The sequence below is a fragment of the Microbacterium sp. NPDC008134 genome (assembly GCF_042957055.1).
GTDB lineage: Bacteria > Actinomycetota > Actinomycetes > Actinomycetales > Microbacteriaceae > Microbacterium.
This window is the reverse complement of the sequence record NZ_JBIBHO010000001.1, coordinates 1,960,287-1,976,092: the sequence shown is the minus strand read 5'-3', so window position 1 is coordinate 1,976,092 and position 15,806 is coordinate 1,960,287. Positions and strand designations below refer to the sequence as shown.

The window sequence follows — 15,806 nt, the reverse complement described above, 5'->3', positions numbered from 1 at the left end:
TCCTGCTGACTACTTCTGTGCGGCTTCGAAGAGGGTGAGCACGTCGGCCGACGAGTCGGTGATCGTCAGCGAGACGACCGGACGACCGTGCTCGGCCAGGACCGCGGCGTCGCCGGCGGCCTGAGCCTCGATGAGCTGGCCGAACGTGAACGGTCGCTCCGGGATCTCGAGATCGACGTCGGTGCGCTCGAGGATCTGCAAGAAGACGCCCTGTGCCGGGCCTCCCTTGTGGTACTGACCCGTGGAGTGCAGGAAGCGCGGACCCCAGCCGAAGGTCGTCGGGCGACCGGAGTCGGCGGCGACGAGCTCGCGGAGACCCTGCAGCTGCGGAACCTCGAGGCGGTTGACGTAGGCCTGGATCGAGACGTACCCGTCTTCGGCGAGCTGTGCCCAGAGAGCGTCGAGCACGCCTTCGACGGTGCCCGAGGCGGCGAGAGCCGGATCGGACACGCGCACCTCGACACCGTTCTCGACGAACGCGGGAGCCGTGGGCTCGGGGCGCGCGTCGAGCAGACCACGGGCCGCGACCTTGGCCGACTCGACGTCGGGCTGGTCGAACGGGTTGATCCGCAGCAGCTGGCCCGCGATAGCGGTGGCATACTCCCAGACGATGAGCTGCGCGCCGAGCGAGCCGCTGACGAGGATCTCGCCCTCGTGGCGCTCGTGCAGGTGGAACTCGTTGGCGTCGTCCACCAGGCGTACGATCTGGAGATCCGCGGGCTTCGTGTCGAGCTCGGGCGAGACCGGCAGCAGGACGACGGGGAGGATGCCCGTGCCGTCCTTGCCCGTGGACTCCGCGATCAGCTGCTCGATCCAGTCCGGCAGCCCCTTGATGTGGGTGCCGTCGGTGATGAGGCCGAGCTTGTCGCGGCGCGGGTTCGTCGCGGCGATGGCCGCGCCGAGGCGCAGTGCGGGGTTCTCGGCGGAGTCGACCGCGACCTCGAGCAGCGACGCCTCCGCCTCGTCGAGGAGTTCGCTGATGTCGACGCCCGCGAGGCCCGAGGGAACGAGGCCGAAGGCGGTGAGCGCCGAGTAGCGTCCACCGACGTTCGGGTCGGCGTTGAAGACCCGGTAGCCGGTCTCGCGTGCCGAGACGTCGAGCGGGGAGCCCGGGTCGGTCACGACGACGATGCGCTCGAGCGGGTCGATGCCGAGGTCGCGGAACGCGGCCTCGAAGGTGCGACGCTGCGAGTCGGTCTCGACCGTCGAACCCGACTTCGAGGAGACGACGAGCACGGTGTCGGCGAGTCCCTCGTCGAGGGCCGCGAGCACCTGACCAGGGGCCGTCGAGTCGAGGATCGTGAGCGGCTTGCCCGCGGTCTGCGCGATCACCTCGGGGGCGAGCGACGATCCGCCCATGCCCGCGAGCACGACGCGGGTGACGCCCTTCGCGGCGAGCTGTTCGCGCAGGCCCACGATCTCGTCGACGAGCGGACGCGAGACCGAGACGGCCTCGACCCAGCCCAGACGAACGGATGCCTCGGCCTCGGCGGCCGGGCCCCACAGGGTCGAGTCGCCGCCCGTGATGCGAGACGCGATGAGGTCGCGCACGAGCGCCGGGACGGCCTCGTCGATCGCGACGCGCGCGTCGCCGGAGGCATGGATGCCGAAGGTCATCGCTGTGCCTCCAGCGTCGCGGCGACCTGCTCCAGGAGGTCGTGCCAGGAGTCGATGAACTTCGCGACCCCTTCGTCCTCGAGCACCTGGGTGACGTCGACGAGGTCGATGCCGACCGCGGCCAGCGCATCGAAGACCTCGTGAGCCTCGGCGTAGCCGCCCGTGATCGTGTCGCCGGTGACGACGGCGTGGTCGAACGTGGCGTCGAGCGTCTTCTCCGGCATCGTGTTGACGACGCCGGAGGCGACGAGCTCGGTCACGTAGAGGGTATCGGGGAGCGACGGGTCCTTGACGCCGGTCGAGGCCCAGAGCGGACGCTGCAGGTTCGCGCCGGCGGCGAGGAGATCCTGTGCGCGCTTCTCGGCGAACTTCTTCTCGAAGAGCTCGTAGGCCAGACGCGCGTTCGCGAGACCCGCCTTGCTCTTGAGGGCCTTCGCCTCGTCGGTGCCGATCACGTCGAGGCGCTTGTCGGTCTCGGTGTCGACGCGTGACACGAAGAACGAGGCGACCGAGTGGATCGTCGAGAGGTCGGTGCCCGCGTCCTTCGCGCGCTCGAGACCCGCGAGGTAGGCGTCGATGACCTCTTCGTAGCGCTCGAGGCTGAAGATCAGCGTGACGTTGACGCTGATGCCGGCGGCGATCGCCTCGGTGATGGCCGGGAGACCGGCCTTCGTCGCGGGGATCTTGACCAGGAGGTTGGGGCGGTCGATCTTGCTCCACAGCTCCTTGGCCGACGCGACGGTGCCGTCGGTGTCGTGCGCGAGGTCGGGGGAGACCTCGATCGAGACACGGCCGTCGACGTGGTTCGAGGCCTCCCACACCGGACGGAACACGTCGAGTGCGGCGGCGACGTCCTGGGTGGTGGCCGCGAACACGGCCTCCTCGGCGGAGGCGCCGGAGGCGGCGAGCTCGGTCACCTGCGCGTCGTACGACGTGTTGCTCTTGTCGGTGAGCGCGTTGGCGAAGATCGTCGGGTTCGTAGTGACACCCACGACGTTGCGCGTCTCGATCAGTTCGGCGAGGTTGCCGGACGAGATTCGGGTGCGAGAGAGGTCGTCGAGCCAGATGCTGACGCCGGCGGCGGCGAGCTGTGCGGTGGGGGTGCTCATGCGTTCTCCTTGGTGCTGTGTGCGGCGATGGTCTCGCGAGCGGCCGCGATCACGGCCTCCGTGGTGATACCGAACTTCTGGAAGAGGGTCTTGTAGTCGGCGGATGCGCCGAAGTGGTCGATGCCGACCGAGCGGCCGCGGTCGCCGACGATGCCGCGCCACGTGAGCACGGAACCGGCCTCGACCGACACGCGCGCGGTGACGGAGGCGGGCAGCACGCTTTCGCGGTATGCCTCGTCCTGCTCGTCGAACCACTCGAGCGACGGCGCCGAGACGACACGCACGCCGACGCCCTCGGAGGCGAGAGCAGCGCGGGCCTCGACGGCGAGCTGCACCTCGGATCCGGTGGCGATGATGATGACGTCCGGCGTGCCGTTCGCGGCTTCCGCCAGCACGTATGCGCCGCGGGCGGTGCGGTCTGCGGAGGCGAAGACATCGCCTGCCGCGTCACCCTCGCCGCGCGCGAACACCGGGATGTTCTGACGGGTGAGGGCGATGCCGGCCGGACCCTCCTGTCGGCGAAGGATCTCGAGCCAGGCGGCCGAGGTCTCGTTGGCGTCGGCAGGACGTACGACCGCGAGGTTCGGGATCGCGCGGAGGGTCGCGAGCTGCTCGATCGGCTGGTGCGTCGGGCCGTCCTCGCCGAGCGCGACGGAGTCGTGGGTCCAGACGAACACGCTCGGCACGTTCATCAGTGCGGCCAGACGCACCGCGGGGCGCATGTAGTCGCTGAAGATGAGGAAGGTGCCGCCGAACGCGCGGGTCTTGCCGTGCAGCACGATGCCGTTGACGATGGCGCCCATGGCGTGCTCGCGGATGCCGAAGTGCAGCACGCGGCCGTAGGGGCTGCCCGACCATTCGTGCGTCGACCACTCCTCGGGGATGAAGGACGGCGCGCCCTTGATCGTGGTGAGGTTCGACTCGGCGAGGTCGGCCGATCCACCCCAGAGCTCGGGGAGCTCGGCGGCGAGGGCGTTGATGACCTGTCCGGAGGCCGCACGGGTCGAGACGTCCTTGCCGGCTTCGAAGACCGGGAGCGCGCCCTGGATGTCGGCGGGGAGCTCTCCCGCTTCGAGGCGGTCGAGGAGCTGCTTGCGCTCGGGGTTCGCGGCGGCCCAGGCGTCGAACGACTGCTGCCATTCGGCGCGGACACCGGCGGCGCGCTCGGCGAGCCCGCGCGTGTGTGCGATCACGTCGTCGGCGATGGCGAAGTTCTCGTCGGCGTCGAAGCCGAGGACCTTCTTGGTGGCGGCGAGCTCGTCGGCGCCGAGCGCGGAACCGTGGATCTTGCCGGAGTTCTGCTTGCCGGGCGACGGCCAGCCGATGATCGTCTTGAGGATGATGAGCGAGGGCTTGGACGCCTCGCCCTTCGCGGCGTCGATGGCCGCGTTCAACTCGGCGACGTCTTCGACGTACTCGCCGGTCTTCTTCCAGTCGACCGTCTGCACCTGCCAGCCGTAGGCCTCGTAGCGCTTCGCGACGTCCTCCGTGAAGGCGACGTTCGTGTCGTCCTCGATGGAGATCTGGTTCGAGTCGTAGATGGCGATGAGGTTGCCGAGCTGCTGGTGGCCCGCGAGCGACGAGGCTTCGCTGGTCACGCCCTCCTGCAGGTCGCCGTCGCCGGCGATGACGTAGACGAAGTGGTCGAACGGGCTGGTGCCCGCTGCCGCCTCGGGGTCGAACAGGCCGCGCTCGTAGCGGGCGGCGTACGCGAAGCCGACGGCCGAGGCGAGGCCCTGACCCAGCGGGCCCGTGGTGATCTCGACGCCCTTGGTGTGGCCGTACTCGGGGTGACCGGGGGTGAGCGAGCCCCAGGTGCGCAGCGCCTTGAGGTCATCGAGCTCGAGGCCGAAGCCGCCGAGGTAGAGCTGCACGTACTGCGTGAGCGACGAGTGTCCGACCGAGAGGATGAAGCGGTCGCGACCGAGCCAGTCCGTGTCGGTCGGGTCGTGGCGCAGCACGCGCTGGTAGAGGAGATAGGCGGCGGGAGCGAGGCTCATTGCCGTGCCGGGATGTCCGTTTCCGACCTTCTCCACGGCGTCAGCCGCCAGGAGGCGAGCGGTGTCCACCGCGCGCCGATCGATCTCATCCCACTGCAATTCCGACACGTTCATGCCCTTTCCGACAGTTTCGAGGGCGCCCGTATTCCCTGCGCCTCCGCATCGTCACGGAGAGTGTGCACAGCGCTGGGCGCGAGTCATTTCAGCATAGCGGGGAGGGTTCGACCCCAGACCCCGTCTTACGCTCCGAGTCCGCCCCGCCGCGTGCCCTAGACTGGAAGGGTTGTCATGGCGCGTGCGGAGGAGGCGATCGAGATCTCGACGATGTCTGATCAGACCGTGGAGAAGCAGTCCATCGGTCGCACGGTGAAGGCGTACGTCGCCCTCACCAAGCCCCGCGTCCTCGAACTGCTTCTCGTGTCGACCGTGCCGGTGATGTTCCTGGCGTACGGCGGGATGCCCGATCTGTGGCTGGTGCTGGCCACCGTGATCGGCGGCGCGATGAGCGCCGGATCCGCTGCGGCCTTCAACATGTACCTCGATCGCGACATCGACGCGCACATGCACCGCACCGAGAACCGTCCGCTCGTGACGGGCGAGGTCACCCCGCGCGGCGCCCTCGTGTTCTCCTGGACGCTCGCGGTGCTCTCGACGGTCTGGCTGCTGGTCACGACGAACTGGCTCGCCGCCGCGCTGTCGGCCTTCGCGATCTTCTTCTACGTCGTGATCTACACGATGCTGCTCAAGCGCCGCACCGAGCAGAACATCGTGTGGGGCGGCATCGCCGGCTGCTTCCCGGTGCTCATCGGCTGGGCAGCCGTGACCGGCTCGCTCGACTGGCCGGCGTTCATCCTGTTCCTGCTGATCTTCCTGTGGACGCCGCCGCACTACTGGCCGCTGTCGATGAAGTACCGCAGTGACTACGACGACGTCGACGTGCCCATGCTCGGCGTCACGCGCAATGCTTCGCAGGTCGGTCTCCAGGTCATCCTGTACGCGTGGGCGACCTTGGCCTGCTCGCTGCTGCTGGTGCCGATCGCGAACATGGGCCTCGTCTACACCGTGTCGGCCCTCGTCTTCGGCGGATGGTTCATCTACGAGTCGCACCGCCTGTACAACCGTGCGGTGCGGGGTACCGAGGCGCGGCCGATGCGAGTCTTCCACGCCTCGATCACTTACTTGACGTTGATCTTCGTCGCGGTCGCGGTCGACCCGCTGCTGCCGTTCTGATCGTCGGTCTCGGCATCCGCCTTCTCCGGCTCCGTCGTGGCGTCGACGGCGTCGTCCGCTGAGGTCTCCTCGCCGACAGCCGTGACCGTCGCGTCGTCCTCGGACGCGGCCAGATCCTCGGACTCGGCCTTCCAGTCGATGGGCTCGACGACGACGGGCGTCGACGCGGGGATGATCGCCTGCACGGCGACGAGCGCGACGGCGAGGAGGATGCCGAGCACTCCGGCGCCGAGCAGGGCGGCTCCGACGACGACCAGCGACTGCCCGACGTAGACCTCGATGCCCGTGGCCGTCCCGTCGAGGAGCGTCGTGGTCATCGTTCCGATCTGGCCGGAGATGAGCCAACCGCCCACAGCGGTCGAGGCGAGCGCGAGCACGAGGAGCAGCCAGAAACCGATGCTGCGTGTCAGTGACTTGTTCATGCCGACCACGATCACGGACGCGCTGATGACTGCGGTATGCGGAACCTATGGATCGGCTGTCCGCGCGCACTGACACGCGCGGGGAAGCGGGCGATCAGGCGACGGGGGAGAGATCTTCGTCGACGACCGGTCGCTTCAGCTTCAGCACCACGACGGTGTAGGTCGCGGCCGAGAGTGAGGCGAGCACCATGTGGATGCCGACGAGCAGTGGCGGGAGTCCCTCGCGAGCCTGCCACACGCCGACGCCGACCTGGACCGCGATCGCCAGCACAAGCACGACGAGCCACTTCCGGGGAGGAAGACGCAGTGCCCAGGCGGAGACGGCGAGGGCGAGCACGAGGGCGGCGAGGATGTACCCCGGCCAGGAGTGCACGTGCGCGAGCACCGTCGCGTCGAACCCGTGCCGCAGCACGTCCTGATCGCCGGAGTGCGGACCGGAACCGGTCGTGAGCACGCCGAAGAGGATGGTGACCGCGAGCGCGAGACCGGTGACGTGGCTGAGGATCATGAACCAGGTCGGCACCGCGCGCTCGCGCGGGCCGGGAACCGCGTACATGCGCACGAGGAACGCCGCGGTGACGCACACCAGGAGCAGCGACGACGTGTAGTGGAATCCGACGATGAACGGGTTCAGCCCCGTGAGCACCGTGATGCCGCCGACGAGCGCCTGCGCCATGACGCCGGCGAATACGACCCAGGCCAGCACGACGAGATCGCGGCGCGTCGAGGTGCGACGCGTGGTGTGCACGGCTGCGGCGATCACGGCGAGCAGCAGGACCGCGGATGCCACGGGGAAGGCGGGCACCGGAAGGCCGGTGAGGCTGACGAGCGCGAACGCCGCGGCGGCCGCGAGGATGCCGCCACCGGCGTAGCGCAGAGCGCGGAAGACCGAGCGCGATCCGTCGGTGAGGTGCAGCACGAGCAGGACGACCGCCAGCGCGATGACGCCGACGACGCCGGTCATGAGTCGGTTGCCGAACTCGATCGCGCCGTGGATGCCCTGATCCGCCAGGATCGGGACCAGGGACTCCGGCGTGCAGAGCGGCCATTCGGAGCATCCGAGTCCGGAACCGGTGAGCCGCACCGCGCCACCGGTTCCGATGATGATCGTCTCGGTGAGGAACGAGAGCCACGCGAACACGCGGAGGACGCGGCCCCACGGGGAGGTGAAGGCTGCGGGTCGCAGGTCGAGCTCCGCGGGGGTGGTGCGGGCGGGCGTGGCGGTGTCGGGCATGGGGGCCTCCGGCGCGCTTCGGACGGGACGGGCGGCCCGTCCGCGAAGCGGAACCTGTAGAATCGGATTGTTGCGATGCGCGCTCGAGGGCGCGGAAGCATCGATAACAGTTTAGGCGCGAAGGATGCGCCGGCGATGAGGGCCCACCAGCGGCACCCGCTCCCCGCAGACTCGACGGGGATCAGGTGTGTCGGGGCGGATGACACCGTTGAGGCCCAATGAGGAGAGTGTGATGTCGGATGTGTTGATCGACCGCCCGGAGCTCGATGGGCTGGGGGTGTACGAATTCGGCTGGCACGACGCTGACGCCGCCGGCGCCGTCGCGAAACGCGGGATCTCCGAGGAGGTCGTCCGCGGGATCTCGGCGCTCAAGAGCGAACCCGAATGGATGCTGAAGACCCGTCTGAAGGGGTACCAGCTGTTCGGCCGCAAGCCGATGCCGACGTGGGGCGCCGACCTCAGCGACATCGACTTCGACAACATCAAGTACTTCGTGCGCTCGACCGAGAAGCAGGCGCAGTCGTGGGAGGACCTCCCCGAGGAGATCCGCGAGACCTACGAGCGCCTCGGTATCCCCGAGGCCGAACGCCAGCGTCTCGTCGCCGGTGTCGCCGCGCAGTACGAGTCCGAGGTCGTGTACCACCAGATCCGCGAGGACCTGGAGCAGCAGGGCGTCATCTTCATGGACACCGACACGGCGCTGCGCGAGCACCCCGAGTTCTTCGAGGAGTACTTCGGCACCGTCATCCCGGCCGGCGACAACAAGTTCGCGGCCCTCAACACGGCCGTCTGGTCGGGCGGTTCCTTCGTGTACGTCCCCAAGGGCGTGCACGTCGAGATCCCGCTCCAGGCGTACTTCCGCATCAACACCGAGAACATGGGTCAGTTCGAGCGCACCCTGATCATCGCGGACGAAGACAGCTACGTGCACTACATCGAGGGCTGCACGGCTCCGATCTACAAGTCCGACTCGCTGCACTCGGCCGTCGTCGAGATCATCGTGAAGAAGAACGCCCGCGTGCGCTACACGACGATCCAGAACTGGTCGAACAACGTCTACAACCTCGTCACCAAGCGTGCCGTCGCGCACGAGGGCGCGACGATGGAGTGGGTCGACGGCAACATCGGCTCCAAGGTGACGATGAAGTACCCGTCGATCTACCTCATGGGCGAGCACGCCAAGGGCGAGACGCTCTCGGTCGCCTTCGCCGGCCCCGGCCAGCACCAGGACGCCGGCGCGAAGATGATCCACATGGCTCCGTACACGCAGTCGTCGATCGTCTCGAAGTCGATCGCCCGCGGCGGCGGCCGTGCGGGTTACCGCGGCGAGGTCCGCGTCGATGCGAACGCCCACCACTCGGCCAACACGGTGCGTTGCGACGCGCTCCTGGTCGACACGAAGTCGCGTTCCGACACATACCCGGCGATCGACATCCGCGTCGACGACGTGCAGCTCGGCCACGAGGCGACCGTCTCGAAGGTCAGCGAGGAGCAGCTCTTCTACCTGCAGTCCCGCGGCATGCCGGAGGACGAGGCGATGGCGATGATCGTGCGCGGCTTCATCGAGCCGATCGCGCGCGAGCTGCCGATGGAGTACGCGATGGAGTTGAACAAGCTCATCGAGATGGGCATGGAAGGATCGGTCGGCTGAGATGACCTCCCAGACGACGACGCCCACGGCGTCGCACTACTCGAGCGCGCACGTCGACCCGGCGGCGCAGGTGGCGGATGCCGGCTTCGTGCCGGTGCAGACCCGCTCCGAGCGCCCGCACTCGTTCGAGCCCGCCGACTTCGGCGCGCCCACGGGTCGCGAGGTGAACTGGAAGCACACACCCGTCGCTAAGCTCGCCGGTCTCCTCGCCGATGAGCCCGGCGATGCGGATGCCGTCAGCTACGACCTCGAGCAGGCGGAGGCGCTTCTCGAGCCCGCCGCCGAGGGCGTGGAGACCTACGGCGAGTTCTTCCGTCCGGAAGATCTCCCCAGCGCCCTGGCCTGGAAGCACGGACCGCGTGGCCTCCACATCCAGGTGCCGGCCGAGGCGGAGCTCGGTGAGCCCGTCGTCGTTCCGATCCGGGGTGCGGGCGCCGACAAGCGTGCGTTCGCGCAGATCCTCATCGAGGCGCTGCCGCACTCGCGTGCGACGATCGTGCTCGAGCACTCGGGCTCGGCCCAGTACGCGCAGAACGTCGAGATCATCGTGCGCGACGGCGCCCAGCTCTCGGTCATCAGCCTGCAGCGGTGGGATGACGATGCCGTGCATGCGGCGGCTCACCAGGCCACGGTCGGCGCCGACGCCACGCTCAAGCACTTCGTCATCAGCTTCGGCGGCGGTGTCGTGCGGGTGAACCCGAGCGTCGAACTCACCGGTGCCGGTTCCGAGGGCTACCTGTACGGCCTGTCCTACGCGGACGCCGGGCAGCACCTCGAGAGCCAGGTCTACCTGCACCACAAGGGTCCGCACACGAAGGGCGACGTGCTCTACAAGGGCGCGCTCCAGGGCGAGAGCGCCCACTCGGTGTGGATCGGCGACGTGCTCATCGGACCGGATGCCACGGGCACCGACTCGTACGAGGCGAACCGCAACCTCGTTCTCACCGAAGGCGCGCGCGCCGACTCGATCCCGAATCTCGAGATCGAGACGGGTGACATCGTCGGCGCCGGTCACGCGAGCGCGACCGGTCGTTTCGATGACGAGCAGCTCTTCTACCTGCAGGCGCGCGGCATCACCGAGGAGGAGGCGCGTCGTCTGGTCGTGCTCGGATTCCTCAGCGACATCGTGCAGCGTCTCGGCATCCCCGCGCTCGAGACCGAGCTGCTCGACGCGATCGAGGCCGAGCTCGCGGCGGTCTCCGCATGAGCGCTCAGCGCGTGTGCGGTGTCGCGGAGCTCGAGCAGGACATGCCGATCCGCGTCGAGCCCGACGGCGTTCCGATCACCGTGATCAAGGACGGCGAGGGCGTCATCCACGCGATCGGCGACACCTGCACCCACGGAGACATCTCGCTCTCCGAGGGGTTCGTCGAAGGTGACACGGTGGAGTGCTGGGCCCACGGCTCGGCGTTCTCGCTGCTCACCGGCAAGCCCCAGAACCTCCCTGCTTACGAGCCCGTCCCCGTCTACGTCGTCGAGATCGACGGCGACGACGTGCTCATCGACCCGACTGTGACGAAGGAAATCTGATGTCTGTTCTCGAGATCCGCGACCTCTACGTGACGGTCGAGACCGAAACGGGGACCACCCCGATCCTCAACGGAATCACCCTGACCATGAACACGGGTGAGACCCACGCCATCATGGGCCCGAACGGCTCCGGCAAGTCGACGCTCGCGTACACGATCGCCGGGCACCCCAAGTACACCGTCACCGGTGGTTCGATCACCTTCGACGGTGAGGACGTGCTCGAGATGAGCGTGGACGAGCGCGCGCGCGCCGGTCTGTTCCTCGCGATGCAGTACCCGGTCGAGATTCCCGGTGTGACGGTCACCAACTTCCTGCGCACCGCCAAGACGGCGCTCGACGGCGAGGCTCCCGCGATCCGCGCGTGGACCAAGGACGTCAAGGCTGCCATGGCCAACCTGCGCATGGACCCGAAGTTCGCGCAGCGCAACGTCAACGAGGGCTTCTCGGGCGGCGAGAAGAAGCGTCACGAGATCCTCCAGCTCGAGGTCCTGCAGCCGAAGTTCGCGATCCTCGACGAGACCGACTCGGGTCTCGACGTCGATGCGCTGAAGATCGTCTCGGAGGGCGTCAACCGCGCCAAGGAGGCGACCGGCCTCGGCGTGCTGCTCATCACGCACTACACGCGAATCCTCCGTTACATCCGCCCCGACTTCGTGCACGTGGTCGTCGCCGGAAAGATCGTCGAGGAGGGCGGCCCCGAGCTCGCCGACCGGCTGGAAGACGAGGGATACGACCGTTTCCTCGACCCCGCCGCTCCCATCGAGGCGTAGGCTGACCGCATGACCGCGACGCTGACCGACGAGAAGTACGACGAGGTCACCGAGGCTCTCAAGGACGTCATGGATCCCGAGCTCGGGATCAACGTCGTCGACCTCGGACTCATCTACGACCTGGCGTGGGATGACGAGAACGATGCTCTCGTCATCCACATGACGCTCACGAGTGCCGGGTGCCCGCTCACGGACGTGCTCGAGGAGCAGACCGCGCAGGCCCTGGACAAGGTCGTCGACCGCTTCCGGATCAACTGGGTGTGGATGCCGCCGTGGGGTCCCGAGCGGATCACCGACGACGGCCGCGACATGATGCGAGCGCTCGGCTTCGCCATCTGATGCTCGAGGTGAAGGCGCTGCCTCTCGCCGAGCTGCGCCGGCGCACGAGCGAGAAGTGGCGCGAGTACCCCGATGACGTGCTGCCGCTCTTCGTGGCGGAGACGGACTTCCCGCTCGCGCCGGAGATCACGGCGTCGCTCCAGCGTGCGCTGGATGTCGGCGACACCGGGTACATCGCCTCGCGCACTCCGTTGAACGACGCCTACGCGGCGTTCGCCGCGCGGAGGTTCGGGTGGTCTCCCGACCCGGCGCGGATGCGCAGCACGGCAGACGTGAGCATGGGGATCGTCGAGATCCTCCGTCGGGTGACCCAGCCGGGGGAGCGCGTTGTCGTGACGCCTCCGGTGTATCCGCCCTTCTACGATCTCGTCGCCGAGGCCGGTGCCGAGGTCGAGCGCGTGCCCCTGCGTGACACGGGTTCGCGCTGGGAACTCGATCTCGACGGCATCCGAGCGGCGTTCGACGACGGAGCGACCGCGATCCTGCTCTGCAATCCGCACAATCCGACCGGGACCGTGCACGATCGGGAGGCTCTCGCCGCACTCGCCGATCTCGCCGACGAGTTCGGTGCGGCGGTGGTCTCGGACGAGATCCACGCGCCGCTGGCTCAGCCCGGCACGGGCTTCACACCGTTCCTCGCCGTGAACGACGCCGCGCGCCGGGTCGGCTATGCGGTGGTCAGCGCGAGCAAGGCGTTCAATCTCGCGGGCCTCAAATGCGCGCTGATGGTGGCCGCCGATGACGCGACGCATGCCGTGTTGCGCGACCTGCCCATCGAGGTGGTCTGGCGCACGGGGCAGTTCGGTCTGATCGCGGCCGTCGCGGCGTTCTCCGAGGAGAGCGATGGGTGGCTCGACGGGCTGCTCCGCGCACTCGACGAGAACCGTGTGCTGCTCGAGGACCTCCTCGCCCGGCACCTCCCGGGTGCCCGCTACCGCATCCCCGATGCGGGCTATCTCGCCTGGATCGACCTGCGGCCACTGGGGTGGGGAGACAATCCCTCGCGGCGCATCCTGCGCGAGGCGAAGGTCGCTCTCCACAACGGGGCGGCCTTCGGCGACGAGGGCACGGGCTTCGCTCGCCTGAACTTCGGCACCAGCCCCGAGATCCTCACCGAAGCCATCGAGCGCATCGCGGCGCTCGTCGGGCGATGACGGCTCCGCAGCCCGTCGCGTCGATCTGGGACCGGAGCCGCATCTGGGTAACGACCGGCGCGGTGGCGCTGATCTTCCTCGCCGCGATCGAGGCGCTCGCGGTGACGACGGTGATGCCGATCGTCAGCGAGGCGCTCGACGGGGGTGCGCTGTACGCGGTGGCGTTCTCCGGCACTCTGGCGACCGGTGTCATCGGCATGGTCGCCGCCGGCGCCTGGTCGGATGCCCGCGGTCCGCGCGGGGCGCTCTACGTCGCGGTCACGCTGTTCCTGGTGGGACTGCTCATCTCGGGGTTCGCGGTCACGATGCACCAGTTCCTCGTGGGCCGTCTCGTTCAGGGGCTCGGCGCGGGCGGACAGACCGTCGCGCTGTACGTCGTCGTCGCGCGGTTGTACCCGCCCCATCTGCACGGCCGGATCTTCGCCGCGTTCGCAGCGGCCTGGGTCGTGCCGTCGATGATCGGTCCGTTCCTCGCCGGAGCCGTGGCCGAGCACATCGATTGGCGCTGGACGTTCCTCGGGGTCGCGGTGCTCACGGGCATCGCGTTCATGGTGATCGCCGTGCGACTGCGCGGGGTCGACCTCGGTCACGGCGAGTCGCAGAATCGCCGGGTGATCGCGACCCGCCTGCTGCTCGCGGTCGTCGTCGCGGTGCTCGCGGTGGTGATCGGATTCACCGCCGATATGCTGTCCGCCGTACGGTGGCCGGTCGCGGTCGGTGCGCTGGTGGTGATCTCCGTCGCGATCCTGCCGCTACTGCCGCGCGGGACTCTGCGGGCCGGACGCGGGCTGCCGAGCGTGGTGCTCATGCGCGGTATCGTCGCCGGCGCCTTCTTCGCCGCCGAGGCGTACATCCCGTACCTGCTCATGGAGCGCTTCGAGTTCACGGCGACGTGGGCTGGCGTCGCTCTCATGTTCGCTGCTCTCGCGTGGGCCGGGGCATCCGCGGTGCAGGGGAAGTACGGCGAGCGCCTCGGGAACCGTCGCATCACGACGATCAGCCTCGCCCTCTTGCTGCTCGCACTGCTGTGCGTGCTGCTGGCCGCTCTCGTCGGTATCTCCCCGCTCGTGGTCCTCATCGGGTGGGGTCTCGCGGGCGGGGGAATGGGCCTGCTGTATCCGCGTCTGACGGTGCTCACGCTCGCATACTCCGACGAGCGCGACCAGGGATTCAACTCCTCGGCGTTGTCGATCTCGGACTCCACGGGGTCCGCGGTCACGATCGCGTTCGCCGGTCTCGCGGTCGCGGCGCTCGGAGGCGGTGTCGGCACGTTCTGGATCGTGTTCGTGGTCTGCATCGCGCTGGTCGGCGTGGCCGCTCTCCCGGGCCTCAGGCTCGGACACGCGGCCGAGCGCTCCTGAGCCACAACCGGGACGATTTCGCGTCCCGCGCCGGGGCAGCCGCCAGGCGCAGCGCTACGACGAGCAGCGCGACGGCGATCGACGCCGTGATCGGTGTCGTGCCGATCACGAGCAACAGCACCACACCGATCAGACCGCTCAGCACCGCGAGGACGAGGCGCCGTGTGGTGTCGGCGGGGAGAGGCGCGCGGAGCGTCTCGAATCGTGTGAACGGCAGCGCGACCAGAGCGGTGAGGGCGAGGGCCATCGCGAGCCACAGTGGACGCCCACTCCACCAGTCGGCACCCCCGATCTCCGGGAGCGCCGTGCCCTCGCCGATCGCGACGAGCGCGGTCGCACCGGCCATGGCGAGCAGTACCGGCATGTGCCAGAGGTAGATCGTCATCGTCCGACCGCCGATGAATGTCATCAGGAGCGCCGCGACCGGGCGACGGCTGAGAGCGGCGAGACGCGTGCGATGGAGCGAGAGCGCGCACGTGTGAGCGACGCCCACCAGGATCAAGGCGATCGTCGGCGGATTGATGTGCGCGATCAGATCGGCGGGCCAGAATCCGGTCGCGAAGGCCAGCAGCAGCGTGACGACCGCACCGAGGGCGAGGCGGATCCGCAGGCGCCGACTGAGGGCATCGATCCGACCGTCGGCGAGGAAGAAGCCGATCTGCTGGAGTGCGAGCCAGACGAACGCGAGGTTGAGGAACCCGAGGGCCTCGATGCCGCTGATCGCTCGGGACATGTCGACCGCGACCGCTGCGGCGACGAGCAGCGTCAGGCTGAGGAGTGGTCGCACCCGATGGGCGTTCGCGAGCGCGGGCAGCAGCGCCTGGCAGAGCAGGAAGACCGCGAGGAACCACAGCGGCTGCCCGTAGCGATAGCCGGCGACGGCGACGAGATCGGCCGGCACGCCGAGGAGCAGCAGAGCACCGAGAGCGGCACCGATCACGGCGATCGTGACCACTGCGGGCCGCAACAGCCGGTGCACCCGGCCCGCGACGAAACTCCGCGCTTCGCCATCCCGGGCGAGGACTGCACGGTACGCGAGGAGACCGGAGAAGCCGCCGATGACGAAGAAGAGCGGCATGACCTGCAACGCCCAGCTGACAGGCACGATCCACCAGGTGCCGGTGCTCGCATTGTCGAAGACAGGGCGTCCGTCGACGACGTCGACGCCGACCATGATCGCGTGCAGCAGCACGACCGCGATCACGCAGAGCGAGCGGACGAGATCGATCCCGGTGTCGCGGACTCCGGGAGTCGTGACGGTCGGGGTGGGTCGGACGGCGGGCGCCTGCACGATGGCCATGGATCCTCCTGGGGAACGGTCTCCCGTGAGGCTATGGACGCCGTAACCCGTGGGGCATCACACCGTGGTGCCGTCGTACCCCGTACCGT

General features: G+C 68.7%; 14 protein-coding genes. 8 read left to right on the top strand and 6 right to left on the bottom strand.

From position 1 onward, the window contains the following. Window positions 1-9: 9 nt before the first annotated feature. The 3 genes from ACFY9N_RS09405 to tkt are packed head-to-tail and all read right to left on the bottom strand — an operon-like array spanning window position 10 to window position 4,834. Window positions 10-1,617 carry a glucose-6-phosphate isomerase gene (locus ACFY9N_RS09405; RefSeq protein ID WP_391478239.1) on the bottom strand — a complete coding sequence of 536 codons (1,608 nt, stop codon included), beginning with the start codon at window positions 1,615-1,617 and terminating at the stop codon, window positions 10-12. Then, on the bottom strand, window positions 1,614-2,726 hold the full coding sequence (gene tal, locus ACFY9N_RS09400; protein WP_391478238.1) for a transaldolase: 1,113 nt from the start codon (window positions 2,724-2,726) through the stop codon (window positions 1,614-1,616). Before tal ends, ACFY9N_RS09405 begins: the two co-directional genes overlap by 4 nt. Next, a complete protein-coding gene (gene tkt / locus ACFY9N_RS09395; protein ID WP_391478478.1) occupies window positions 2,723-4,834 on the bottom strand; it encodes a transketolase in 2,112 nt (703 codons plus the stop codon). Before tkt ends, tal begins: the two co-directional genes overlap by 4 nt. Window positions 4,835-5,041: 207 nt before the next feature. Here tkt and ACFY9N_RS09390 point away from each other — a divergent pair, with 207 nt between their 5' ends. Then, complete coding sequence (locus tag ACFY9N_RS09390) at window positions 5,042-5,956, top strand: heme o synthase (protein WP_391478477.1); 915 nt, start codon at window positions 5,042-5,044, stop codon at window positions 5,954-5,956. Here ACFY9N_RS09390 and ACFY9N_RS09385 read toward each other — a convergent pair. Both ACFY9N_RS09385 and ACFY9N_RS09380 read right to left on the bottom strand, forming a co-directional pair. Then, entirely contained in the window at window positions 5,902-6,378 is a 477-nt protein-coding gene (locus tag ACFY9N_RS09385; protein WP_391478237.1) for a hypothetical protein, read from the bottom strand. The two genes, ACFY9N_RS09390 and ACFY9N_RS09385, sit on opposite strands and share 55 nt — an antisense overlap. Before the next feature lie 94 nt (window positions 6,379-6,472). Continuing rightward, a complete protein-coding gene (locus ACFY9N_RS09380) occupies window positions 6,473-7,612 on the bottom strand; it encodes a heme A synthase (protein WP_391478236.1) in 1,140 nt (379 codons plus the stop codon). Window positions 7,613-7,844: 232 nt separating this feature from the next. Between ACFY9N_RS09380 and sufB the strand changes: the two genes are divergently transcribed. From sufB to ACFY9N_RS09345, 7 genes are read left to right on the top strand one after another with little or no spacing between them, the layout of a single operon-like run. Next, complete coding sequence (gene sufB, locus ACFY9N_RS09375) at window positions 7,845-9,263, top strand: Fe-S cluster assembly protein SufB (RefSeq protein WP_391478235.1); 1,419 nt, start codon at window positions 7,845-7,847, stop codon at window positions 9,261-9,263. Between the two features lies 1 nt (window position 9,264). Next, the gene (gene sufD / locus ACFY9N_RS09370; protein WP_391478234.1) at window positions 9,265-10,470 is read left to right on the top strand and encodes a Fe-S cluster assembly protein SufD; all 1,206 of its coding nucleotides are present in this window, start codon (window positions 9,265-9,267) and stop codon (window positions 10,468-10,470) included. After that, the gene (locus tag ACFY9N_RS09365; protein WP_247622259.1) at window positions 10,467-10,793 is read left to right on the top strand and encodes a non-heme iron oxygenase ferredoxin subunit; all 327 of its coding nucleotides are present in this window, start codon (window positions 10,467-10,469) and stop codon (window positions 10,791-10,793) included. The genes sufD and ACFY9N_RS09365 overlap by 4 nt, the downstream gene beginning before the upstream one ends. Beyond that, window positions 10,793-11,563: a Fe-S cluster assembly ATPase SufC gene (gene sufC / locus ACFY9N_RS09360; protein WP_391478233.1), complete on the top strand. Its 771-nt coding sequence runs from the start codon at window positions 10,793-10,795 to the stop codon at window positions 11,561-11,563. Before ACFY9N_RS09365 ends, sufC begins: the two co-directional genes overlap by 1 nt. 9 nt (window positions 11,564-11,572) lie before the next feature. Then, entirely contained in the window at window positions 11,573-11,902 is a 330-nt protein-coding gene (locus ACFY9N_RS09355) for a metal-sulfur cluster assembly factor (RefSeq protein WP_353113410.1), read from the top strand. After that, on the top strand, window positions 11,902-13,056 hold the full coding sequence (locus tag ACFY9N_RS09350) for a MalY/PatB family protein (protein WP_391478232.1): 1,155 nt from the start codon (window positions 11,902-11,904) through the stop codon (window positions 13,054-13,056). The genes ACFY9N_RS09355 and ACFY9N_RS09350 overlap by 1 nt, the downstream gene beginning before the upstream one ends. Beyond that, complete coding sequence (locus tag ACFY9N_RS09345; RefSeq protein WP_391478231.1) at window positions 13,053-14,417, top strand: MFS transporter; 1,365 nt, start codon at window positions 13,053-13,055, stop codon at window positions 14,415-14,417. The genes ACFY9N_RS09350 and ACFY9N_RS09345 overlap by 4 nt, the downstream gene beginning before the upstream one ends. On the opposite strand, the gene ACFY9N_RS09340 is transcribed toward ACFY9N_RS09345, so the two are convergent. Beyond that, window positions 14,386-15,717 (bottom strand): acyltransferase, encoded by a 1,332-nt coding sequence (locus ACFY9N_RS09340; RefSeq protein ID WP_391478230.1) that lies wholly within the window; start codon window positions 15,715-15,717, stop codon window positions 14,386-14,388. The two genes, ACFY9N_RS09345 and ACFY9N_RS09340, sit on opposite strands and share 32 nt — an antisense overlap. Window positions 15,718-15,806: the final 89 nt, after the last annotated feature.